This window comes from Pseudomonas sp. NFACC56-3, assembly GCF_900100025.1.
Taxonomy (GTDB): Bacteria; Pseudomonadota; Gammaproteobacteria; order Pseudomonadales; family Pseudomonadaceae; genus Aquipseudomonas; species Aquipseudomonas fluorescens_AA.
On record NZ_FMTK01000005.1, the window covers coordinates 270,082 to 293,710 of the forward strand.

Sequence of the window (23,629 nt, forward strand, 5' to 3'; positions counted from 1 at the left end):
CGAGCTGTCCAAGGCTTCCCCCAATCCTTCAGCCAGCTCCCTCGCCACAGGTTGGTGTGTTCAGCCGTGGGACAGGTGGCTCACATAAGCCTCGGTCCGGACGATGCGCCATCCGGTAACAGACACCCCAGCCAACAACGCCAGGCCGAACACGATCAACGCCACGTCCGCGCCGAAATGATCGGCCAGCACCCCGGTCACCACCACCGGGATGCTGAACCCGACATAGGCGAACAGGAAAAAACCGGCACTGACCCGAGCCTTTTCCGCGCCGGCCATGGCCGTGACGGCCGACAACCCACCCAGGTACAGGAAACCGTAGCAAGCGCTGCTGGCGCCCAGCGCTCCCAGCAACACGGCGAGCAGGGAGCCGGCGCTCGCGCCCCAGGCCAGCAACGCGTAGCTCGCAGGCAGGATCAACAGCCCTAGGCCCGTGGCCCTGGCCGGCGACATGCGCCGCACCCAAGGCTGGAAGAGCAGGCCGCAACTGATGACCGTGAAGGTCGACAGGCCCGACCAGCGCTGCAAATCGTGGGTTGCCAGCACCGACGGCAATATGGCGATGACCAGGCCCGAAGTCGCCCAGGCCAACAGCATGGAAAAGCTGTAGGGCAGGCTGCCGGCGGGAAACAAAGGCAGGCGCAGCAGCGGCGCGTCTGTGATTTTCAACGCCGGGTCCGGTAGCCGCCAGACCACGACAATCGCCAGGGCGGCCAACAGGAGTTGCAACCAGAAGCTGCCGGGCGTGGCGCTGGGATGGACGAACAGGAACAGACTGGTCAACGCCGCCCCCAGGCCAAAGCCCAGGGAGGTGCTGGCGGTGACCCGGTTGGCCGGCGAGCGGGTATCGCGGGTTGCCATGAGTTCTGTCATATAGGCGGTCGACGTGGCCGAGGCCAGCCCCGTGCCGACCCCCATCATCAAGCGTGCCACGCCCAGCGCCACCAGGTTCGGCCAGAGCAACGTCACCAGCGTCGCCAGCATCGACAACCCGAGCGCCACCAGGATCAACGGCTTGCGGCCCACCCGGTCGGCCAACCCACCGAACGCCAGCAGGACCGGCAACACCCCCAGCACATAACCGGAAAACGCTACCGCCGTGGCCCCGGCCCCGGAGCCGGACAACTGCGCATAAGTGGTGTACAGCGGCGCCTGCAGGTTGACCGCAAGGGTGATCAGGCAGAGGCCGAAAGCCAGCCCCCAGGCATGTCGATGCTGTGGGTTCAAGAGTGTTCCTTAACTTAAAGGGCGCGCATGAAGTCCCGGGGACTATCACCGCCGGGCACAACGCAAACAAGGAACAGACGCCGGCCATTTGTGTTTAACTGTTTTCTCGAAAATCGAGAACACTTAGCCAAGAGTGCCCCGCCGTGGACCTGAAGATTGATCGCTACACTGCCGAGCCCATGATCCGGCAGCTCGTCACGCACCTCACGGGCTGGATCAACGCCCATGGCATTCGCCCTGGCGCGCGAATGCCGTCTATTCGCCAACTGGCCCGGGAAAATGGCCTGAGCCTGTCGAGCGTGATCAAGGCCTATGACCAACTGGTTGCCAGCGGGGTGCTGGAGTCTCGGCATGGCGCGGGCTTTTTTGTCGCGCAGCAGTTGGTCCGGCCAGTGGAGCCGCTACCTGACACGGACAATCCGTCGTGGCGGTTGTTCGACAATGAATCGACGCAGCTCAAGCTCGGTTGCGGCTGGCTGCCCGACGCCTGGCGCGACGACACCGACCTGGGCCAGGCGATCCGCCAGGTGGTGCGCAGCGACAACCACGCATTGTTCAACTACAGCACCCCGTTGGGCTCGCCTCATCTGCGCCTGCAACTGCAAAAACGCCTGGGCCTGATCGACATTCACGTCGACCCGGCACAGATCATCACCACCCAAGGCGCCAGCCAGGGCCTCGACCTGTTGGTGCGAACCCTGCTCAAGCCCGGCGACCTGGTGCTGGTGGAAAGCCCCGGCTACTACAACCTGTTCAATCTGCTGAGGCTGCAGGGGGTCAAGACCGTGGCGGTGCCGAGAACCGCCCAAGGCCCGGACATCGCCCGCCTGGAACAGCTTCTCGTCGAGCACAAACCCTCGTATTTCTTCATCAACAGCATGTACCAAAACCCCACCGGCACCAGCCTGGCGCCGAGCGTGGCCTATCGTCTGCTGCAACTGGCGACGGCCCATGACTTTCGTCTCATCGAGGACGACATCTACGCCGATTTCCAGAATGGCCCGACGTCCCGCCTGGCCTCCCTGGATGCCCTGGACCGGGTGATCTACCTGGCGAGTTTTTCCAAGACCTTGTCCAGTTCGCTGCGCATCGGTTACGTGGTCGCCCAGCCCGATATCATCCGGCGCCTGGCCGAAGTCAAGATGATTACCGGCATCGGTTGTTCGCTACTGGCGGAAAACGTGGTAGCGACGTTGCTGGCCAACGGTGCCTATCGCAAGCTGATCCAGCGCTTGCGCCAACGCCTGAACAAGCAGATGGCAACTACGCTGCGCCAACTGGACCCGGCCCACTGGGAGGTGTTTGCCGAGCCGATGGGGGGGATGTTCGTCTGGGCCAGGCCTCGGTGCCTGGCGGCGCAACGGGTGCAGCAGATCGCCAGGGAGTTGCAGATCCAACTGTCCCAAGGCTCGACGTTCCTGCCCCAGGGGGAGGCGTGCGATTGGTTGCGGTTGAATGTGGCCTATACCCAGGATCATCGTGCGCAGGTGTTCTTCCAGCGGGTGGAGCAGGAGTCGATTGTGGGGGGCCAGTAGAGCATGGGGAGATTGTTCTGGCGCCATCGCGAGCAAGCTTTGCTCCCACAGGGAGGGATCAGGGGCCAAACACAAGGCTTGTAGCCATCGAAGATCCCTGTGGCAGCGAGCTTGCTCGCGATGACGGACTGACCGGTCACAAAAAAGATCAGCGTTAATGGGAATAAATATCAAACAGCAATGAGTTGCTGTATCTTTCGCGACACATTCTTGTCAGCCTCCCGATGTGGAGGCTTTTTTCCATTAGGATTGTGCATCGATGCGTCGGATTCTCGTTTCACTGTGTGTGCTCCAGGCTTATTCCGTTTCCACCTGGGCCGAACAGCCGGTCCCTGCCAAGCCGGCTTCCCTTGAGTTGCAAGCCACGGATATCGTCGGTAGCGCCGACTATGAATCGGCACAGGGACCGGTGAAGGGCTATCACGCCACCCGTTCGGCCAGTGCCACCCGTACCGACACGGCGATTCATGAAACCCCGCAATCCATTTCCGTGGTGTCCCGCGACGTGGTCGAAGACCTGAGTGCCACACGCTTGCAGGATGCTCTCGATTACGCCGGCGGCGTGGGCCGGGCGAACAATTTTGGCGGCCAGGGCCTGACCACCTTTACTGTGCGCGGTTTCACCACCGGGGAGTTCTACCGCAACGGTTTCCCGATCAACCGTGGCTACCCGAACATGCCGGACGCCAACACCATCGAGCGGCTGGAAGTCCTGCGCGGCCCGGCCACCATGCTCTATGGCCGTGGCGATCCGGGCGGTACCTTCAACGTGGTGTCCAAGCAGCCGTTGGCCGAGCGTACGGTGACCCTGGGCAGCCAGCTCAGCGATCAGGGGATGCGTCGCGGTACGCTGGATGCGTCCGGCCCATTGGACGAAGAAGGGCGCCTGGCTTATCGCTTGAACGTGATCGGCGAGGGCGGCGATACGTTCCGCGACCACGTCGAGACCGAGCGCTACGGCGTCGCGCCGGTGGTCTCCTGGCAGATCAATGACACCACGCGCCTGATTTTCGAAGGTGATTTCATGCGCAACAATGCGCCGCTGGATCGTGGGCTGACCCATTACGCCGGCCAGCGCGGCACCGCCTCGCGCGATACGTTCTTCGGCGAGAAAGATGCCGGCAAGCTGCACAACGACAACAACATGCTGCAGGTGCGTTTCGAGCACATGCTCAACGACGACTGGACCCTGGCTGGCGGTACCCAGTGGCTCGACGGCTCCTTGCAGGGCAATGCCATCGAAGGCAACGGCATCGCCGCCGACGGCCGCACCCTGGGGCGTAACTTCAACTACCGCAAATTGGAGTGGACCGATCGGGACACCCAACTCAACCTCACCGGGCATTTTTCCACGGGCGGGTTCGAGCACACGTTGTTGACGGGCGTCGAGTATGAAGACTACGACTACCAGTCCATCATCCAGCGTTCCGCCGCGGGCACCGGTGCCTACCCGATCGATATCTTCGACCCGGTGTATGGCCAGCCACGCCCGGCATTGACGCGCACACCCACCGATGACCAGGAGAACCTCAAGACGTTTGGCGTGTTCGTCCAGGATCAGGTGGCGTTGACGGAGCGTTTGAAGTTGCTGGCGGGGGCGCGGTTTGAGCGATTCGAGCATCAGTATGAGAGTTTCGTCCCCCAGAACCCGCCTGGTAGTCGGAACTGGGATGTCACCGACAGCGCCGTCACCCCGCGCCTGGGTATGATCTACGACCTGACCGACACCGTGGCGGTCTATGCCAATACCGCGCGCTCGTTCAAGCCTAACAACGGTGCCAGTCGCGCAGGTGGCGGGTTCAAGCCGGAAGAGGGCAAGTCCTATGAGATGGGGATCAAGTGGGAGGCCTTGGATCGTCAGTTGAGCGTCGATGCGGCGGTGTATCAGATCGAAAAACGTAACGTGCTCACCACTGACCCGGTGGATTCCGCCTTCAGCGTGGCCGCTGGCGAAGTGCGCAGCCGTGGTTTTGACCTGAACGTGGCGGGCAACCTGACGCCGCAATGGCGCGTGATTGGTGGTTACGCCTATGTGGATGCCGAAGTGACCAAGGACATCAATATCCCGTCCGGCACCCGCCTGCTCAACGTGCCCAAGAACACTTTCAGCCTGTTGAACGTCTATGAGTTCCAGGATGGCGGCCTCAAAGGGCTGGGCCTGGGGCTGGGCGCCAAGTATGTGGATGAACGGGCCGGCCAGACTGCGGCGAATGCATTCTCCATGGACAGCTACACGGTGGTGGACCTGCTCGGCTACTACAAGGTCAACGAACGGATCCGCCTCAACCTGGACCTGAAGAACCTGTTTGATGCCGACTACGAAGAAGGCGCTTTCGGGAACGTCTACGCCTACCCAGGTGCACCGCGGACGGTACAGGCCGGGATTTCCTACACCCTTTGAAGTCGCGCGCAGTCGCAGTCCAGCTGGGAGCGAGCAAGCTCGCTCCCACAGTTTTTCCTACCACTTGCCGGTGCTCATCCCACCGTCCACCGGCAGTATCGCGCCCGTCGTGAAATCAGCGCCCGCCAGGTACAACACGGCCTCGGCAATTTCCTCGATGGTGCCCACGCGACCGGCCGGGGCCAGGTTGTCGAGGAAGTCGCGGTGCGCCGGGTCGTGCATGGGCGTGTCGATGATGCCGGGAGCGACCGCGTTGACCTTGATGTTGTGGGGCGACAGTTCCAGGGCCAGGGCGCGGGTCATCTGGTTGACGCCGCCCTTGATCAACACGGGCAGCGCAGCCGGGACCTGGATGTTCGGCTGCAGGGCCACGGCGGCTGAAATGTTGATGATGAAGCCGCGCTGACGGCCGATCATGTGCGCGGCAGCGGCCTGGCTGGCGTAGACGAGACCCTTGAGGTTGGTGTCCAGCAGCGCGTCCAGGTCCTGGGGGCTGTATTCGACGAAGGGTTTCGGCAGGAAGAAACCGGCGTTGTTCACCAGCCCGTCAACGGCGCCAAAGGCCTCGACAGCTTGGGCGATGAGGGCGGTTGAAGTGGCCGGGTCAGCGATGTCGCCGGCCACACCCATGAAACCGGCCGGGTGACCGAGCTGGGCGGCGGCAGCGTCCAGTCCGGACGGGGAGCGGGCATTGCCCACCACGTTATACCCCCGGGCCAGGAACGCCTTGACCAAACCCAGGCCGATCCCGCTGGAAGCGCCGGTGATGATGACGGTTTTGTTGAGGCTCATGATTGACTCCTGATCACATTGAATGGAACCGATGCGTCTGTATGGCGGTGGTTGAGCTCAGGGTATTGATGCCTCAGGGTTTGATAAATAAGACTTCTGGTACTTGAGTTGATACGTCATGTAATCAATGACAAGGACAACACGTCCCCCTGTGGGAGCGAGCTTGCTCGCGATGGCGTCAGGTCGGTCGGGAGTGATGTTGACTGACACGCCGCCATCGCGAGCAAGCTCGCTCCCACAATGTTCCCGGCTGGCAGGCAGAAAAAAGCCCGGTCAATCGGACCGGGCTCGCAAGGGTGGAGCGCTACTCCTTGGGAAGACTTCGATACGCCGTCGTCGTCATCCCCGCGTATCCCCAGTTATCGGTGTCGACTTCCTCGATCACGATATGGGTCAAGTGAGGGTCCTTGCCCAGCACGCGCTGGAGGGTTTCGGTGATTTCGGCAATCACCTGGGCTTTCTGTTCACGGGTGACGCCATCTCGGGTAATTCGTACGTTGACGAAAGGCATGTTGCACTCCAACTGATGGGAAATGAACGCAGGACAACGCCCGCGTGTTGCGAGGCCACTGTATTTATACGCCACGGGCTGATAAACAGGCCTTTGGAAACTTCAGTTGATACGCGGTGTAACGAATCATGAAGCGGCATTTCGAAGACCTGCAGTTGGGCAGCATAGAACTGTTCTGCCTCGCGGCGGAGGCGGGCAGTTTCACGGCCGCGGCGCAGTTGGCGGGGGTTACCCCGGCGGCGGTGAGCCGCTCGATCTTTCGCCTGGAAGAGCGCCTGGGCTCACGGCTTTTCGTGCGCACCACCCGCAGCATCCGCCTGACCGAAGCCGGCAAGACCTATTTCGAACAATGCCGGCAAGCGCTGACGCAACTGGTCGAGGCGCAACAGGAAATGATGGGCGCCCAATCGGTGCCGTCCGGGCAACTGCGCATCAGCCTGCCCACCACCTACGGGCATCATCGGATCCTGCCGTTGCTGCCGGCCTTTCGGGCGCTGTACCCGCAGGTCAGCGTGGACCTGCACCTGAGCAATCGAAACATCGATTTCGTCGCCGAAGGCTATGACCTCGCCATCCGGGTGCGGGCCCAGCCGGACTCGTCGATGATCGCCCGTCTGCTGGAAGACGCGAAACTGGTGGTGGTCGCGTCCCCGGCTTACCTGCGCAAGGCCGGCACGCCGCAGGTTCTTGAAGACCTGGACGACCACGAGTGCATCCAGTTCGAATTGCCCAGCAACGGGCGACGGATTTCCTGGTTGTTCAATGTCGAGGGCAAGGAAAAGGAGATATTCGGCGAAGGAGGGTACTGCTGTTCGGACGACGTGCTCGGCGGCGTGACGCTGGCCAAACATGGCGCCGGCTTGTTCCAGACCTACAAATTCATCGTGGAGCAGGAGCTGGCCAATGGGCAATTGGTGGAGGTACTTGCGCCTTTTGCAGGGCGCTCGCGTCCGTTTACCTTGCTGTATCCCCATGGCCGATATGTGCCGCAACGGGTGCGTGCTTTCGTGGATTTTCTACTGCAGTACCGGGAGCAGTGGGCCGCGGATTGAGGTGATTGTGATCTGTGGCGAGGGGATAAATCCCCTCGACACAATGAGTCACAGCGCCTTCAAGTTGACAGGAGGCTTTGCAGAAAATTTCCCCATCAGAACCGAAACGCCTGACGGCCAATCAGCAGCCACTTGCCATTCTTCTGCTTCTGCCAGATCTGGAAGTTCTCGATTTCCGTTGGCACCACTTCGGTGCCCTTAAGCGCCTGGGCCGAGAAGTGGTTGCGCACCAGCGCCACATCACCTGACAAGGTGATTTTCTGGTTCTGCATTTCCAGGGTCTTGAATGCGCTCTTGCCGGTTTCGATGTCGGCGATGAAGGCTTTCTTGTCCTGGATATTGCTTGTCTCGGGATAGGGAAACTGACGAGTGGATGTACGTTGCGTTTTCAATCAAGAGATGACGATCAGGTTCCTTGGGCATGCCCAGCCGTTATCATCTCGCTGGTTGTACGCCGCTCCTGCGCGGACGAACTCGAAACAGAAGGAATCAGGATGTCCCCGACACTTTCAGACCGCTATCGCGGATGCTTACTGGGCTTGGCGTGTGGTGACGCCGTTGGCACTACTGTTGAATTCCATCCACGGGATTCCTTTCTCCCTGTGACCGACATGGTTGGTGGCGGCCCCTTCAGTCTCAAGCCTGGCCAATGGACCGATGACACATCGATGGCTTTGTGTCTGGCTGAGAGCCTGTTGCAAAAGCGTGGTTTTGATGCGGCAGACCAGATGGGCCGATACCTCAATTGGTGGCATTGGGGTTATCTGAGCTCCACTGGTGATTGCTTTGACATTGGCATGACCGTTCGCGGTGCACTGGAACGCTATCAGTCCCATGGCGACCCATTCGCGGGGGATACCGCTGCTGATACGGCTGGCAATGGCTCGCTTATGCGCTTGGCACCGGTTGTGTTGTTCTTTTATCCGGATCGCAAACGCATTCGCGATTTTGCGGCTCTGAGTTCGCGTACAACCCATGGGGCAGCAGAGGCGGTGGAGTGTTGCCTGGTGTTGGCTGATGTCATTGCCAACGCATTGACCGGTGCTTCAAAGGCGGATGTGTTGCGTGTGTTATCCGAGCAACTGACCGAGGCTAAAGTGATAGCGCTCGCCCAAGGGGCGTATCAGGGAAAAGTTCGAAGTGAAGTGTCAGGCACCGGTTATTCGGTGGCTTCCTTGGAAGCGGCGCTGTGGTGCTTTCATCAGACGGACAGTTTCACTGATGCGGTGCTGGCCGCGACAAACCTGGGCGATGACGCTGACACCACCGCTGCCATTGTAGGTCAGGTGGCGGGGGCATTTTATGGGATGCAGGCTATTCCCTCCGATTGGTTGCAGAAGTTGTGGATGCGACAGGAGATCGAAGCCATGGCAGATGCGTTCCACTCGCAGGCCTGAGCCGCTTTTCAAGTAAAAGGTTTTACGGCTCGATGTGGATCTTGCGGAGTCAGCCGGCAGCATGGGCAATGGGGCTCCGCCTTCACAACCCTTCGCGAACCGCTCCCCTAATCCCTTCCAGCAACATGGAAAACGCCGGGTTGTCGTTGTCCTCGCGCCACACCAGGTGCAACTCGCTCTGCACCCCTTCGCCCAGGTCAATCTCGCGAAACACCACCTGCTTGAACACCACGCTGGTGGCGCAACGCGGGACCAGGGCCAGGCCCATGCCGGCGTTGACCAGGGCCAGGATCGTCAGCGACGACCCCAACCATTGCACGAATTGCGGCGCGACCCGGGCCGAGCGGAGCATGCCGGTGAGCAGTTCGTTGAAGGGCGGGTAGGCGGAGTGGGAGTACATGAGGAACGGCTGGGCGTCCAGGTCCTGGACGCTCACCGTGTCGGCAGACGCCAGGGGATGCCCGGCGGGGACCGCCAGCACGAAGGGTTCGCGCACCAGGCATTCAGTGGCATAGCCGGTTTCCAGCAGCGGCGAGCGGACGATGCCCAGGTCGATGCGCCGTGCCCGCAAGGCTTCGTGCTGCTGGTAGGTGTTCATCTCCGCGAGGACGATCTTGACCTGCGGCTGCTTCAACCGCGCTTCGGCAATCACCTTGGGCAAGAACTCGTACACCGCGCTGCCGACGAAGCTGATGGTCACCGAACCGATGTCGCCCTGGGCGAAACGCCGGGCCGCCACGGCGGCTTGTTGCGCCTGTTCCAACAGGTTTTGCGTTTCGATGAAAAACGCCCGGCCGGCGGCGGTGAGTGCCACGCTGCGGGTGCTGCGGGTGAACAGTTCAACGCCCAGGTGATGTTCCAGCAATTGGATCTGCCGGCTCAGCGGTGGCTGGGTCATGTTCAGGCGTTCGGCGGCGCGACGGAAGTTGAGTTCGGTCGCCACGGTGGTGAAGCAGCGCAACTGGGCCAGTTCAAACATTAATTCAATCCAGGTATCAATCAAGTGCCAAGTTAGATTAGACGGGAACAATCCACCGCGTCCATCATCGTCCCGTTCCCCACAAAAACAATGATCGGGAGGCACCCCTTGAATAACGTAACGGACTCCACCCATGACAGCACCCTGGCGCTCGCGGCGGCCAAGGTCAAACGTCATGTACTGCCGTTGGTGGTGGTGATGTTCATCGTCAACTACATCGACCGGGTCAACATCGGCTTCGTGCGCAGCCATATGGAAACCGACCTGGGCATCGGCGCTGCCGCCTATGGGCTTGGCGCCGGGTTGTTCTTCGTCGGCTACGCGCTGTTCGAAGTCCCGTCCAACATGCTGCTGCAACGCTACGGCGCGCGGGCCTGGCTGACGCGCATCATGTTCACCTGGGGCGCGGCGGCGATGGCCATGGCCTTTGTGCAAGGTGAAACCAGCTTCTATGTGCTGCGCTTCATTCTCGGCGCGGCGGAGGCGGGCTTCTTTCCCGGCATCATCTACTACTTCACCCAGTGGCTGCCCGCCAACGAGCGCGGCAAGGCGATGGCGATCTTCCTCAGCGGTTCGGCCATCGCCTCGGTGATTTCCGGCCCGGTGTCTGGCGCCTTGCTGCACATCAGCGGGATGGGCCTGCATGGCTGGCAGTGGATGTTCCTGATCGAAGGTTTCGCCTCCATCGTGCTGTGCGGGTTCGTCTGGTTCTGGCTGCAATCGCACCCGAGCCAGGCCAAATGGCTGACGGCTGAAGAGAAAGCCGTATTGATCGCCGCCATCGCCGAAGAGCAGCGGGCCCGGGAAGCGGCGCAAGTGATCAAGCCGTCGATGTTCAAGTTGCTGGCCGACCGACAGATCGCGCTGTTCTGTTTCATCTACTTTTCCATCGCCCTGACCATCTACGGCGCCACGTTCTGGCTACCGAGCATGATCAAGAAAATGGGTAACCTGGGTGACTTCCAGGTCGGCTTGCTCAACTCCATTCCATGGATCATTTCCATCGTCGCGATGTACGGCTTCGCGGCCCTGGCCGGCAAATGGAAATTCCAGCAGGCGTGGGTCGCGGTGACGCTGGTGGTCGCCGCGTTCGGCATGTTCATGTCCACCACCGGCGGGCCGATCTTCGCCTTCGTGGCGATCTGTTTCGCGGCGATTGGTTTCAAGGCGGCGTCGGCGTTGTTCTGGCCGATCCCTCAGGGTTACCTGGATGCGCGCATCGCGGCGGCGGTGATCGCCCTGATCAACTCCATCGGCAACCTCGGCGGCTTCGTCGCGCCCACGGCTTTCGGTTTCCTGGAGCAGACCACCGGCTCTATCGAAGGTGGCCTGTATGGGCTGGCCGCCACCTCGCTCGTCGCCGCCGTGGTGATCTTTTTCGCCCGCACCACGCCGAAGCGCGATACCCCGAACTCACTGTCCGGCCGGCCCGAAACCGTTGCCGAAGCCAATCAGCCGGAAAAAAACCAAGCCTTGAACCCTGGCCCATCGGGAGCCGCTGTATGAAGATCAAACGCATCACCGTGACACCCATCGCTTTTCGCGATCCACCCTTGCTCAACGCCAGCGGTATCCATGAGCCGTTCGCGCTGCGCTCGATCATCGAGATCGAGAGCGACAACGGTTACATCGGCCTGGGGGAGAGCTACGGCGATGCCCCGGCCCTGGCGATCCAGCAGCAGTTGCAGAGCCAGTTGATCGGCCTGGACCCGTTCAACCTCAATCAGTTGCGGGCCATCGTCCAGGCGACCGTCGCCGCGCAGAAACCGGCCAGCGTTGCCGGTGCCGAACTGGCGCCGGGCTCCCATGCGAGCAAGGCGGTGAGCAATGCTTACTCGGCGTTCGAAGTGGCCTGTCTGGATTTGCAGGCCCACTCCCTGAACGTGCCGCTGGTGGACCTGCTGGGCGGCGCGATTCGCGAGGAGATCCCGTTCAGTGCCTACCTGTTTTTCAAATACGCCGAGCACATCGATTCGCCGTACCCGCCCGACAGTTGGGGCGAGGCGCTCAACGAACGGCAGATCGTCGCCCAGGCCCGGCGGATGATCCAGGATTATGGCTTCAAGAGCATCAAGCTCAAGGCCGGCGCCCTCGATCCGGAACATGAAGTCGCTTGCATCAAGGCGCTGAAACAGGCCTTTCCCGGCTACCCGTTGCGCATTGACCCCAACGGTAACTGGTCCCTGGAAACCTCGATTCGCATGGCCGAGCTGTTGGGGGATGACCTGCAGTATTACGAAGACCCGACGCCAGGGCTGGAAGGCATGGCCGAACTGCACAAACGCACGGGGCTGCCGCTGGCGACCAATATGGTGGTCACCGATTTCGATGAGTTCCGCCGCAGCGTGGCCCTGGACAGCGTGCAGATCGTCTTGGCCGACCACCATTACTGGGGTGGTCTGCGGGACACCCAGGCCCTGGCGAAAATGTGCAGCACCTTCGGCCTGGGCGTATCGATGCATTCGAACTCGCACCTGGGCATCAGCCTCATGGCCATGGCCCACGTGGCGGCCGCGGTGCCGAACCTGGACTACGCCTGCGACACCCATTACCCGTGGCAGGAACCGGATGAAGAAGTGATCAAGGGCGGCAAACTGCCGATTGTCGACGGCTGCGTGAAGATCACCCGGGCGCCGGGCCTTGGCTTGGAACTGGACCGGGATCAATTGGGCAAGCTGCATGACCAGTTCCTCAGTTGCGGCATCCGCCAGCGCGACGATGTGCGGCAGATGCAGCGCTACCGGCCGGAGTGGAAGACCGTCAAGCCGAGGTTCTGAGCTGATAGCGAGGGGGCCTGCTGCGCAGCCCAGCGGGAGCAAGCCCCCTCACCACAAAAGCAACACGGTGCAAACCTGTGGGAGCGAGCTTGCTCGCGATAGCGCTGTGTCAGCCAACCGTATTGTTGAATGACCTGCCACCATCGCGAGCAAGCTCGCTCCCACAATAAGCAGGACAACCGGCCCACACCCAAAGTATCGCAGCCGTCGGCAAGGCAGTCTTACACCCAAGCTGTCGCGCCCGTCGACCTCGCCGTCTTACACCCAAACTGCCGCGCCGGGCCGGCGCTGCCAAAGCATTCGCCAATTGCCTCCAAGGCAGCGTATGACGCGCCCTGGCACCTTTCGATAATCGCCTCCGACATCCCGTCCCCTGTTGCGGAGCGCGCCATGCACAACAATAAAAATACCTGCCTGCGTTTTTTGCCTGCGGTCATCGCCGGCCTTTCCAGCCTGGGGCTGACGTCCTGGGCCAACGCTGAAATCATGCTGTACGACAAGGACCAGACCACCTTTTCCACCGATGGCTACATCAACGCCTTTTACGTCAACAGCGACGTGGACCGCGCGGGTGAGCAGTACGACCGTCGGCAGGCGCGGGTCAAGATGGGCTTTTTGCCCAACTACCTGGGCTTCAACATGGGCAAGCAGGTCGATGACCTCAAGCTCGGCGCCCGGGCTTCGTTCTGGGTGACCATCAACGACAGTGAAACCAATGGCACCGACACCGCCATCGATGTGCGCCAGTTCTACGGCACCGTGGCCAATCCGGAGTGGGGCGAAGTGCTGATCGGCAAGGACTTCGGCCTGTTTGCCCGCTCCAACATCCTGCTGGACGAACTGCTGGCCGGTTATGGTCAGGTCAGCGACACCCTGGGACTGGTGGACGGCGGTGGGGTGTCGTTCGGCAACATCGGCAGCGGTTATCCGTACCCGTTCCCGACCTCGCAGATCACCTACCGCACGCCGGTGATGGACGGGCTAAGGGTGGCGGTCGGGATCATGGACCCGGTGGACACCAACGACAACAGCGCTACCGGCAAGGCCTATCAGGAAAACCCGCGCACCGAGAGCGAGATCACCTACCAGTTCGACCTGGGCGGGGCGAAGATCTACAGCTGGCTCAACGGCAGCTACCAGACCTCGGACAACACCGATTCCACCGTCGAATCGGTGACTTCCAAAGGCCTGGGGTATGGTGTGCAGGCCAAGATGGGTGGGTTGTCGCTCACCGGTTCGGGGTTCCAGGCCAAGGGCATCAACCCGTTCTTCACCAACAACGCCGGTGAAGCCACCCTGCGCAATGTCGACAGCAAGGGTTACCTGTTGCAGGGCTCGTACAAGCTGGGCAAGAACCGCCTGGCGCTGTCCTACGGCAAGACCGATGACGACGGCAACGGCGTGGTAGGCAGTGGCGCCGATTACGAAACCCGGGGCATCGCGCTGTTCCACGACATCAACGACAACCTCAAGCTCGTGGCCGAGTACAACCAGTTCGAAATCAACGGCCACGACACCGGCGCCCAGAACGAAGACACCGACACCTTTGCGGTGGGCGCGGTGCTCACCTGGTAAGGGAGACCTCCTGGCTGCGCACATGACCCTGTGGGAGCGAGCAAGCTCGCTCCCACAGGGGTGTTTTACAACTTCGGCAGTTGCCCGATTCGCCCCATCATCTCGGTCACGATCTGCAAGTCCAGCAGGAACTGCTCCACCGTCTTGAACTCGTTGTCGTTGTGGCCGGTGTACTTGACGTCGGGCATCGCCAGGCCGAATTGCACGCCGTTGGGCAGGTCATGGACCGAGGTGGCGCCGGCGGAGGTGCCGTATTTGTGTTCCATGCCCAGGTTCTCACTGGCCACGGCCAACAGTGCCTTGACCCATTCACCCTCGGGGTTGCGGTACATCGGCTCGTCGATGGAGTAGTCGAAGGCCACCGCGACCTGGGATTTCTTGCTCCAGGCGGCCAGCTTGTCGGCAATGTCAGTCTTGAGGGCTTCTGTGGTCTTGCCGACCGGCACCCGCAGGTTGACCGCCAGTTTGAAGGTCTTCTCATCCATCCCGACGAACGTCAGGGACGCGGTCAGCGGGCCCACGAACGCATCGGAAAAGCCAATCCCCAGTTTGCTGCCCAGATAGTCCAGGCCCCAGTTGTCGGCGGCGTAGCGGGCGGCGTCGGTGATGTGGTTGTGTTTGAGCGCGACCTTGCCGTCCAGGCCATTGATGAAGTCCAGCATCCGCGCGACCGGGTTGACGCCTGACTCGGGCTCGGAGGAGTGGGCGGATACGCCGGTGAAGGTCAGTTGCACGTCCTTGCCGACGACCTGCGTGCCCACTTCGAAATTGCCGCCGTTGCGCTTGGCATAGTCGGTCGCGGCCTTGAGCAGCTCGGCGGCCAGTTCGGCAGGTTTGTCACTGGCAAAGGTGGCCACGGAGGTCGACGGAATCTGATTGGTCGCCAGGCCGCCGGTCAATGCGGTGATTTGCGCGTCCTTGCCCTGTGCGGTACGCCGGGCGAAGTTCGCCATGACGGTGCCGTAGCCTTTCTCGGCAATCACCACCGGGTAGCCGCCATCCAGCGCCAGGTTGTAGTTGGGCGTCGGGTTGCGCTCGAAATAGTAGGGAATGGCGTCGCCGGTGGTCTCCTCAGTGGTGTCGACCAGCAGCTTGAAGTTGCGCGCCAGTGGCAGTTTTTCTTCCTTGATGATCTTCATGGCGTAGAGCGCCACGACGATGCCGTTCTTGTCGTCCTCGGTGCCCCGGCCATACATGCGATCGCCCACCAGGGTGACCTTGAACGGATCGAGCCGGGTGCCATCTTAAATACCCAGTTTTCCGGCGTCACCGGCACCACATCGGCTTGGGCATGAATGCCCACGACTTCGTCACCGCTGCCTTCGAGGGAAATCTCATAGACGCGGTTGTCGATGTTGCGGAAGTTCAGGTGGAAAGACTCGGCCAGGCTTTTGATCTTGTCGGCGATCTTGAGGAATTCCGGGTTCTCGTGCTGGGCAACGCCGTCCTTGCGAAAGGTCGGGATGGCCACATGCTCCTTCAGCGTCTCGGTGGCCGCTTTGCCGTATTTCACTCGGGCGTAGAGGCCCCGCAGGCGATGGATTTCGTTCTGCCGTTCAGCCGACAGGGTCTTGTTGTCGAGGAAGGCGCTGATGGCCGGGCCGAGGTTGGCGGTTTTGGCGAGATCACTTTTGGATACTTCTCCCCAGGAACTGTCGGAAATCGGTGACGGAAGTGTCGGAGAAGGTTTTGACGATGGCCGCGCTTTGTTGTGCGGTGATATTGGCGGTGAGGGATACTTCGGCCACTCCTCCACCGCAGATCCAGTGTGGGAGCGGGCTTGCTCGCGAAGGCGATGGGTCAGTTACATTGATGTCGACTGTCACACCGCCTTCGCGAGCAAGCCCGCTCCCACAGGGATCTGCGCGGGCACCAGGCCTTGCGGACTCAGTGCGGTGCGCGTGGAATGGTCTTGAGCAGATCTTCAGGGCTGATATGGCCCACCACGGGCTGCGCCGTGCTGCCGGGCAATGGCAGGTCAAGGATGTGCCCCTTGATCTTGCCGACCACATGCATCTCGCAGGGTTTACAGTCGAACTTCAGCGTCAGCACTTCATCGCCGTGTATCAGTTGCATCGGCGCGACCTTGGTGCGCACGCCGGTGACACCCTTGGCCTGCTTGGGGCAGAGGTTGAACGAGAAGCGCAGGCAGTGCTTGGTGATCATCACCGGCACTTCACCGGTTTCCTCGTGGGCCTCGAACGCCGCATCGATCAGCTTGACCCCGTGGCGATGATAAAAGTCCCGGGCCTTCTGGTTGTAGACGTTGGCCAGGAACGACAGGTGCGACTCCGGGTACACCGGCGGCGGGCTGGTCTCGGCCTTGCGGCCACCGCGAGGGTGAGCGGCAATGCGGGCGGCGGTCAGGGCTTCGATGGCTTCGCGGCGCAACGCCTTGAGCTGCGAGTTGGGGATGAAGAACGCCTGGGGCGCATCCAGCTCGATGGCGGTGGCGTGGTATTCGGTGGTGCCCAGTTGGCCGAGCAAGTCGTGCAGTTGCTCCAAGGCCTGTTCCGGCTTGTTGGCCAGGCCGAACGGCCCGTCCAGGGAGACCTTGACGCTGATGCCTTCCTCACTGGTGGCGGTCAGTTCCAGGCGCTCTTCGCGCAGGCGCGCGACCCAGGCCAGGCCGACCCGGCGCTCGGATGAGGTCTTGAGCAACGCTTGCTGCCAGTTGTGATCCAGGTTGCGGCTCAACGGGTGGTTGGGACGCAATTGGTACATGCCGGCCGGCATTTCGTTGGGTTCGACGCGGTAGCGGTAGCGCTTCTGGCCGTCCTCTTCGAATTCACCCTTGGGCTCGGCGATGTTGGCGCGGAAACCGACGACTTCGCGCTTGACCAGCACATTGAGACCGTCGCCGTTGGACAGCGGATCGAAGGTCACCACTTGCAGGTCGCGCTTGCCGACTTTTTCCACCACGCCCACCGGCACGCCGGTAAAGGTTGGCGAATCAAAGGCACCGATGTCGATCTTGCGCTCGCTGACGAAATAGTCGGTGCTGCCACGGTGGAAGGTCTTGTCCGGGTCGGGGACGAAGAAGTGCGCGGTGCGGCCGCTGGACGCGCGCGCCAGGTCCGGGCGGTCTTCGAGGACATCGTCCAGGCGCTGGCGGTAATAGGCGGTGATGTTCTTCACATAGCCCATGTCCTTGTAGCGGCCTTCGATCTTGAACGAACGCACGCCGGCTTCGACCAGGGCACGGATGTTGGCGCTCTGGTTGTTGTCTTTCATCGACAGCAGGTGTTTTTCATAGGCGACCACCCGACCCTGGTCATCCTTGAGGGTGTAGGGCAGGCGACAGGCCTGGGAGCAGTCGCCACGGTTGGCGCTGCGGCCGTTCTGGGCGTGGGAGATGTTGCACTGGCCGGAAAAGGCCACGCACAGCGCACCGTGGATGAAGAACTCGATGGCCGCATCGGTCTCGTCGGCGATGGCGCGGATTTCCTGCAGGTTCAGCTCACGGGCCAGGACCAGTTGCGAGAAACCGGCCTGGTCGAGAAACTTTGCCCGGGCCAGGGTGCGGATGTCGGTCTGGGTGCTGGCGTGCAGCTCGATGGGCGGGATATCCAGCTCCATCACCCCCAGGTCCTGGACGATCAACGCGTCGACGCCGGCATCGTACAACTGGTGGATCAGCTGGCGGGCCGGCTCCAGTTCATTGTCGTGCAGGATGGTGTTGATGGTCGTGAACACACGGGCGTGGTAGCGATGGGCGAACTCCACCAGCCGGGCAATATCGCCCACCTCGTTGCAGGCGTTGTGACGCGCGCCGAAACTCGGGCCACCGATGTACACGGCGTCGGCGCCATGCAGGATGGCCTCGCGGGCGATGGTCACGTCGCGGGCGGGGCTGAGCAATTCCAGATGATGTTTGGGCAAGGACATTTGTTTTTAGTCAGGCTGGTCACGGTCGAAGCGCGCATTGTAGCCGCCAGGCGCCTCGCCGGCACCTGTGGACTTGGTTTTGCACGATCCTGACCGATGCGCGGCGCTCCCGCGGGGTTCACCCCGGCGTCGAGTCGGCGCTGCACCAGCGGTTTCGCCCGGTGTTCTTGGCCAGGTACAAGAAGGCATCGGCGCCCCTGATCAGCATGGCCGGGGTGACGTCCTCGCCGCTCGGCTGGCAGGTGGTGACGCCCGCGCTGATGGTCACGATGCCCAAGGGATGGTCGCCATGTTCAATGTTCAAGGCCCTGACCGCTTCGAGGATTTGCTGCACGACCTGGGTGGCGCCAGCGCTGTCGGTGTTCGGCAGCAGCACGGTGAACTCTTCACCGCCGTAGCGGACCGCCAGGTCGCCCGGCCGTTTGATGGTCTGCCTGAGCGCGGCTGCAATCGCCCGCAGGCAATCGTCCCCGGCGGCATGGCCGTATCTGTCGTTGAAACGCTTGAAGTAATCGACGTCGAGCATGATCAGGGCCAGGGACGAAGCCTGGCGCCTGGCCAGGCGGATCTCATCGGCCAGGGCAATGTCCAGCCGCCTGCGGTTGCCCAGCCCGGTCAGGCTGTCGGTCAGGGCCATGTCGCGCATGGCCTGGTGGGCGCTGCGAATCTGCTTCTCCATGGCCATGCGGTAGCGCAGCTGGCTCAACACGATGAGCCCGAAGCCCACCAGGATCGCGATCAGGAAAATCAGCACCAGACCGGTCTTGAACAGGTCGCGGCGCCAGGGCGCGATGATCGATTCGCGGGACAAGCCGGCTTCCACCACCAGCGGGTAAGTGGTCAGGGCCCGGTAGCCGTACAGGCGCTCGGTGTCGTCGACGACGGCCTTGGCTTCGGCAACCCCTTGGTTGGAGGTGGGTAAATGTTCCCTGAAAATCACGCTGTTGACGAGGCTCTTGCCAATCACCGAAGCGACAAAGGGACGTCGGACCAGGATCGTTCCGCTGCGCTTGGCCAGGACCAGTGCGCCTTTGCCATCGATTTTGAAGTCGCCGTAGTAGTCGACGAAATAGCTGACCTTCACGGTCCCCAGCAATACGCCGGCGAACGAGCCATCGGGGTTGTTCAGACGGCGAGAAATGGGAATGATCAGGTCGTTGGTGGAACGGCTCTTGACGACGTCGCCGATGCGCACGCCCTGATCCTGGTGGGTGCGGTGGTATTGGAAGTAGTCGCGGTCGGCGTTGTTCGCCATTTCCGGGATCGTCTCCTTGTCCGTCACCAGCCATTGGCCGTCCGGGCCGTAGATAAACAATCCGTGCAGTTGCGGCATGATGGCGGCTTGCTGCACCAATAGCTTATGGATGCGCGGGATGTCCATGTTCTGCAGACCATCGCCCTCCACCCGTTCGGCGAGGGCGGCGGTGACCACATCCACTTGTCGAATGGTGTCTTCAGCGTGCTGGGCCGTTGCCCGCGCCAGGTTCGTCACCGAATCCCGGGCAGACGCAAAGGCGGCGCGGTAGTCGCGCCAGGCCCGCCAGCCTTCGACGGCCAGGAAGGCGATGACGACCACGAGCATGAAGCTCACGGTCAGCCGGAATGCCGCTCCTGCCCGCACAGCTTGCTGGGAGAAGGCCTCATCGGGGCTTTCGATCTTGGGCTCTGGCTGCTTGCGTCCGAGCATTGACGTATCCTTTCCACGATGGGGCTGCACTTTTTCACGGCGCAGCCTATCCTATTCGAATTCAGCATGTTAGCTGACTGCGACGAGGCAGGTACACGCGGCGACACACGATCGGGGAGAAAGGTTTCATGAAAGTCGGTGTCATTTCCGATACCCACGGCCTGCTTCGCCCCGAAGCGCTTGCCGCGCTGCAAGGCTGTGAGCGGATCATTCATGCCGGTGATATTGGCAGCCCGGAAATCCTCGACGTCCTGGCATCTATCGGCGAACTGCACGTGGTGCGCGGAAACAACGATCTGGAGGCCGAGTGGGCAGGGCACCTTGCCGATTGCCTGCAATTCGACTTGGGGGGATGGCCGGTGTTGCTGGTCCATGACATCTCGGATGTGCCGGCGCCACTCGACCCGGGTGTGAGGCTGGTGATCACCGGCCATTCCCATAAACCGCTGATCGAGTGGCGTGGCGAGCGGCTCTACCTCAACCCCGGCAGCGCCGGCCGGCGACGGTTCAAGTTGCCGGTGACGCTGGCGCTGCTTGAGGTGAGTGAACAGGCGATCGAGCCGCGGCTGGTCCGGTTGTTGGAATGAGCCCGTTTACCTGAAGTACTTGTCGACGTAGGCCTGGATTTCCTTGCGCATGAAACGCCCGGATTCATCGGCCCGTTCCTCCCAGCCGAATACGCACGCGGTGACGATGCCGTCGAAGCCGGTCTTGGCCAGTTCACTGAAGAACAGGTCCCAGTCGATCTCGCCCTGGTGCATGTCCATGTGCTGGTGGACGGTGACCTTGGCGCCGGGTGGGTTGATGATGTAGCGCAGGCCGGACGAGGCCTTGTGGTTGTAGGTGTCGGCGATGTGGACATGGGCGATCATCGACCCGGCCTCGGCAATCATGGCTTTCATGTCGTCGCCGAAATAGAAGGTGTGGGGCGTGCAGTACAGGAACTTGACGTTGTCCGAGCCGAGGGTCTTGAGCATATCGAGGGCCGGTTGCAGGGTTTCGCACCAGTCCTCCGGGTGAGGCTCGACGTTCAGCGTGACGCCCTCGCTTTCCAGGACAGGCACCAGTTCCTCCATCGAGCGCCACCAGGCCGCTTCGCTCGATTCGTGGCTGTGCACACCACCGCAGCAACTGACTTTATGCCCGCGATCAGGCGACGGCCCGCGGCCAAACTCCGAGTTCATCGTGGTGCAACCCATCTCCACGGCGACCTGGATCGCCTCCTTCCAGTAGTTCACCGCTGCCCGGCGTTCGTCTTCATGAGGGCTGGCCCAGCGGTACATCGGCAGCAGCGAGGCCAGTTGCAGATGGTTGTCGCGCAGGGCTTTCTTGAATTCGGCGATCCGCTCCTTGTGGGCGCGAGGGCGTACCCACCAGGGCAGGAAGTCTTCCCGTGGCGACAGTTCCAGGTACTCGAAGCCGAGCTCGGCGGTCTTGCGGCACAGGTCCGGCAGGCTCAGGTGGCGGTGCATGTAGGGGTCGAGGGCGATTTTCATTGTTGTTCTCCGTCAAGTAACGCTCGTGACCGTGGCGAGGGGCTTGCTCCCTCGCCACACGTGTTTTTCCTGGCTGGCGGGCATTGGATCAATAGGCGACCCAGGTTGAATCCAGGTTGGCTGATTCCACGCAGCGTTCGACCCAGCGCACGCCATCCACGCCGGCATCGATGTCGGGGTAGCGCAGGGCGGCCAGCGCCTCGGCGTTGCCGCGGTTGGCCGCATCCATGGCCAGGGCGAAGCGGCTATAAAGGTTGGACCAGGCTTCGAACAGCCCTTCGGGATGGCCGCCGCCGATGCGGTCGTCCCGCAGTGCGGCGGGGTGCAGGTAGCCCATGCCGCGCTCCAGGATCTGCGCCGGTTGGCCCTGGACCTCGAAGCTCAGTTGGTTGGGCCGCTCGTCCCACCATTGGAGGCTGGCACGGGAGCCGATCACGCGGATTTTCTGCCCGTGCATGGAACCGGCGTTCACGGCGCTGGACCAGACCATGCCCATGGCGCCGCCTTCGTATTCCATCAAGGTGTAGGCGTTGTCCTCCAGCGGGGCGCGGCTGGCAACGAAGCTTTGCCGGCTGCACATCAAGCGTTTGATCTTGAGGTCGGGCAGCATCACCTTGGACAAATACAACGGGTGCGTGCCGACATCCCCCAATACATAGCTGGGCCCGGCCTGGCGCGGGTCGACGCGCCACTGGGTCGCCTGGTTCTGCGCCTCTACCGGCGCGCTGTGAAAACCATGGGCGAACTGCATGTGCACCATGCGGATCTCGCCCAATTCCTGGGCCGCGATCATCGCCCGGGCCTGTTCGATCAACTGGTGCCCGGCGTAGCCGTAGGTCAGCCCCACGATGCGTCCCTTGGCGTGCGCCAGGGTGCGCAGCGCCTCTGCCTGTTCGAGGGTAAAACACAGCGGCTTTTCGCAGACCACATGCAGCCCAGCTTCCAGGGCGGCGCGGGTGATGGCGTAGTGGGTGCCATTGGGCGTGGCGATCGACACCGCCTCAATCCCATCAGGGCGTTGCGCCTCCAGCTCGAACAGACTCAGGTAATCCGCATAGCAGCGCGCGGGGTCGATACCCAATTGCTCGCCGAAGGCCCGGCCACGGACGGGGTCGATATCCAGCGCCGCGGCGACCAGTTCGAAGTTCCGGTCGCGCAGAGCCGCCGAGCGGTGGATGTAGCCGATCTGGCTGTGCTCGCCGCCGCCCACCATGGCCCAGCGGATGGGCCGTGTGATTGTTTTGCTGCCGTTGATCATGACGTTGTCCTTGTGTGGTCAGAAACCGATGCGGGCCAGGTAGGCGCGGCTGGCGGCCACGTCGTCGAGGCTGCCCTGCGCATGGCGTGGGTCACGCTCCTGTTCGACGGTGATGCAGCCCACGTAACCCAGTTCATGCACGAGGCTGTACAGCGCCGGGTAGTCGATGACGCCACGCCCTATGGGGCACATCACGCCCCGGGCGCAAGCGTCGAAGAAGCGGATGCGTTCGTTCAGCACCTGGTCGAACACCGCCGGGTCGATGTCCTTGAAGTGCAAGTAGTCCAGGCGATGGGCATAGGTGCGCAGCGACGCGACCGGGTCCATGCCGGCGTAGTAAAGATGGCCGGTGTCCAGGCACAACCCGGCGACTTCATCGGGAATGTCGTCCACCAGGCGCGCCAACTCGTCGGCGAACTCGATGTGACCACCGGCGTGGGGATGGATGACCGCGCGGATGCCGTACTGATGCCAGGCGATGTCGGCGATGGCGCGGATGTGCGTCATCATCGTGTGCCAGCGTGCATCGTCCAGGCGCGGGGCGCGGTCCGGGTGACCGGCTGCGTAGTCGCGCGCCTCGTGACCCCAGTCGATGATCACCAGGTAGGGCCCGGCATGGCGCTGGCCGGTTTGCTTTTTCAAGGCGGGCAATTGCTTGAGCAACGCGCAGATATTGTGGGTCTGACGCAGCAGTTTGGGCAGGTTGGCGGGGCTGACGAGGTCGTCGAAGATCGTCCCGGCGACCACCTGTAGGCCCTTTTCGGACAAGGCTGGACTGACGGTTTCGGCGTCCAATGGCAGGTAACCGTATGGCCCCAGCTCGATGCCGCGATAGCCGGCCTCGGCTGCTTCGTCGAGCACCTGGCGCCACGGTGGCAGGAAAGGATTCTTGATGTCGTCGACGCCCCAGCAGCAAGGCGCGGTGCAGATGTGGATCGTCATGGAGCACTCCGGCTGTGTTTGTTTTTATGTGCTTGGCCTGATGCTATTGCGCTGCCGGGGAGAGGGCCATGGGGTGATGGCTTAATCTGTCAAAACCCCTCATGATGCCCAG

At 62.1% G+C, this 23,629-nt stretch carries 17 protein-coding genes and 2 pseudogenes; 8 read left to right on the top strand and 11 right to left on the bottom strand.

Annotation, left to right across the window (positions count from 1 at the left end; genetic code table 11):
* Positions 1 to 60: 60 nt before the first annotated feature.
* Positions 61 to 1,227 (bottom strand): MFS transporter, encoded by a 1,167-nt coding sequence (locus BLO80_RS10395; protein WP_092327872.1) that lies wholly within the window; start codon positions 1,225 to 1,227, stop codon positions 61 to 63.
* A 143-nt stretch (positions 1,228 to 1,370) separates the two neighbouring features.
* Between BLO80_RS10395 and BLO80_RS10400 the strand changes: the two genes are divergently transcribed.
* Positions 1,371 to 2,762, top strand: a complete 1,392-nt coding sequence (locus BLO80_RS10400) for an aminotransferase-like domain-containing protein (protein ID WP_092327874.1) — start codon at positions 1,371 to 1,373, stop codon at positions 2,760 to 2,762.
* A gap of 259 nt (positions 2,763 to 3,021) precedes the next feature.
* The gene (locus BLO80_RS10405) at positions 3,022 to 5,163 is read left to right on the top strand and encodes a TonB-dependent siderophore receptor (RefSeq protein WP_092327875.1); all 2,142 of its coding nucleotides are present in this window, start codon (positions 3,022 to 3,024) and stop codon (positions 5,161 to 5,163) included.
* 57 nt (positions 5,164 to 5,220) lie between these two features.
* On the opposite strand, the gene BLO80_RS10410 is transcribed toward BLO80_RS10405, so the two are convergent.
* Positions 5,221 to 5,955 carry an SDR family NAD(P)-dependent oxidoreductase gene (locus tag BLO80_RS10410; protein WP_092327877.1) on the bottom strand — a complete coding sequence of 245 codons (735 nt, stop codon included), beginning with the start codon at positions 5,953 to 5,955 and terminating at the stop codon, positions 5,221 to 5,223.
* Between the two features lie 304 nt (positions 5,956 to 6,259).
* Positions 6,260 to 6,466, bottom strand: a complete 207-nt coding sequence (locus BLO80_RS10415; protein WP_092327878.1) for a tautomerase family protein — start codon at positions 6,464 to 6,466, stop codon at positions 6,260 to 6,262.
* Positions 6,467 to 6,594: 128 nt separating this feature from the next.
* Between BLO80_RS10415 and BLO80_RS10420 the strand changes: the two genes are divergently transcribed.
* Positions 6,595 to 7,518 (top strand): LysR family transcriptional regulator, encoded by a 924-nt coding sequence (locus BLO80_RS10420; protein WP_092327880.1) that lies wholly within the window; start codon positions 6,595 to 6,597, stop codon positions 7,516 to 7,518.
* Positions 7,519 to 7,613: 95 nt separating this feature from the next.
* Here BLO80_RS10420 and BLO80_RS10425 read toward each other — a convergent pair.
* Positions 7,614 to 7,865 (bottom strand): annotated as a pseudogene (locus BLO80_RS10425) (nuclear transport factor 2 family protein); the annotation flags it as partial.
* A gap of 147 nt (positions 7,866 to 8,012) precedes the next feature.
* On the opposite strand from BLO80_RS10425, the gene BLO80_RS10430 reads away from it, so the two are divergent.
* Positions 8,013 to 8,915: an ADP-ribosylglycohydrolase family protein gene (locus BLO80_RS10430; protein ID WP_092327881.1), complete on the top strand. Its 903-nt coding sequence runs from the start codon at positions 8,013 to 8,015 to the stop codon at positions 8,913 to 8,915.
* 82 nt (positions 8,916 to 8,997) lie between these two features.
* Here BLO80_RS10430 and BLO80_RS10435 read toward each other — a convergent pair whose 3' ends face one another.
* Complete coding sequence (locus BLO80_RS10435; protein ID WP_092327883.1) at positions 8,998 to 9,894, bottom strand: LysR family transcriptional regulator; 897 nt, start codon at positions 9,892 to 9,894, stop codon at positions 8,998 to 9,000.
* Positions 9,895 to 9,984: 90 nt separating this feature from the next.
* Between BLO80_RS10435 and BLO80_RS10440 the strand changes: the two genes are divergently transcribed.
* From BLO80_RS10440 to BLO80_RS10450, 3 genes are all read left to right on the top strand, one after another.
* Positions 9,985 to 11,400, top strand: coding sequence for an MFS transporter (locus tag BLO80_RS10440; RefSeq protein ID WP_092252213.1), 1,416 nt, complete (start codon positions 9,985 to 9,987; stop codon positions 11,398 to 11,400).
* Positions 11,397 to 12,671, top strand: coding sequence for a glucarate dehydratase family protein (locus BLO80_RS10445; RefSeq protein ID WP_092327884.1), 1,275 nt, complete (start codon positions 11,397 to 11,399; stop codon positions 12,669 to 12,671). Before BLO80_RS10440 ends, BLO80_RS10445 begins: the two co-directional genes overlap by 4 nt.
* Before the next feature lie 390 nt (positions 12,672 to 13,061).
* Positions 13,062 to 14,246: a porin gene (locus BLO80_RS10450; protein ID WP_092327886.1), complete on the top strand. Its 1,185-nt coding sequence runs from the start codon at positions 13,062 to 13,064 to the stop codon at positions 14,244 to 14,246.
* Positions 14,247 to 14,311: 65 nt separating this feature from the next.
* Here the strand turns inward: BLO80_RS10450 and BLO80_RS10455 are convergent.
* The 3 genes and pseudogenes from BLO80_RS10455 to BLO80_RS10465 form a co-directional block, all read right to left on the bottom strand.
* Positions 14,312 to 15,973 (bottom strand): annotated as a pseudogene (locus BLO80_RS10455) (dipeptidase); the annotation flags it as partial.
* A 160-nt stretch (positions 15,974 to 16,133) separates the two neighbouring features.
* Positions 16,134 to 18,134 (bottom strand): peptidase U32 family protein, encoded by a 2,001-nt coding sequence (locus BLO80_RS10460; protein ID WP_092327887.1) that lies wholly within the window; start codon positions 18,132 to 18,134, stop codon positions 16,134 to 16,136.
* A gap of 118 nt (positions 18,135 to 18,252) precedes the next feature.
* Positions 18,253 to 19,821, bottom strand: coding sequence for a sensor domain-containing diguanylate cyclase (locus BLO80_RS10465; protein WP_092327889.1), 1,569 nt, complete (start codon positions 19,819 to 19,821; stop codon positions 18,253 to 18,255).
* Positions 19,822 to 19,949: 128 nt separating this feature from the next.
* Between BLO80_RS10465 and BLO80_RS10470 the strand changes: the two genes are divergently transcribed.
* A complete protein-coding gene (locus tag BLO80_RS10470; RefSeq protein WP_092327890.1) occupies positions 19,950 to 20,408 on the top strand; it encodes a metallophosphoesterase family protein in 459 nt (152 codons plus the stop codon).
* A 6-nt stretch (positions 20,409 to 20,414) separates the two neighbouring features.
* On the opposite strand, the gene BLO80_RS10475 is transcribed toward BLO80_RS10470, so the two are convergent.
* The 3 genes from BLO80_RS10475 to BLO80_RS10485 form a co-directional block, all read right to left on the bottom strand.
* The gene (locus BLO80_RS10475; protein WP_092327892.1) at positions 20,415 to 21,317 is read right to left on the bottom strand and encodes a sugar phosphate isomerase/epimerase family protein; all 903 of its coding nucleotides are present in this window, start codon (positions 21,315 to 21,317) and stop codon (positions 20,415 to 20,417) included.
* Between the two features lie 88 nt (positions 21,318 to 21,405).
* On the bottom strand, positions 21,406 to 22,575 hold the full coding sequence (locus tag BLO80_RS10480) for a Gfo/Idh/MocA family protein (RefSeq protein WP_092327893.1): 1,170 nt from the start codon (positions 22,573 to 22,575) through the stop codon (positions 21,406 to 21,408).
* A gap of 18 nt (positions 22,576 to 22,593) precedes the next feature.
* Complete coding sequence (locus BLO80_RS10485) at positions 22,594 to 23,517, bottom strand: TIM barrel protein (RefSeq protein ID WP_092327895.1); 924 nt, start codon at positions 23,515 to 23,517, stop codon at positions 22,594 to 22,596.
* Positions 23,518 to 23,629 lie beyond the last annotated feature (112 nt).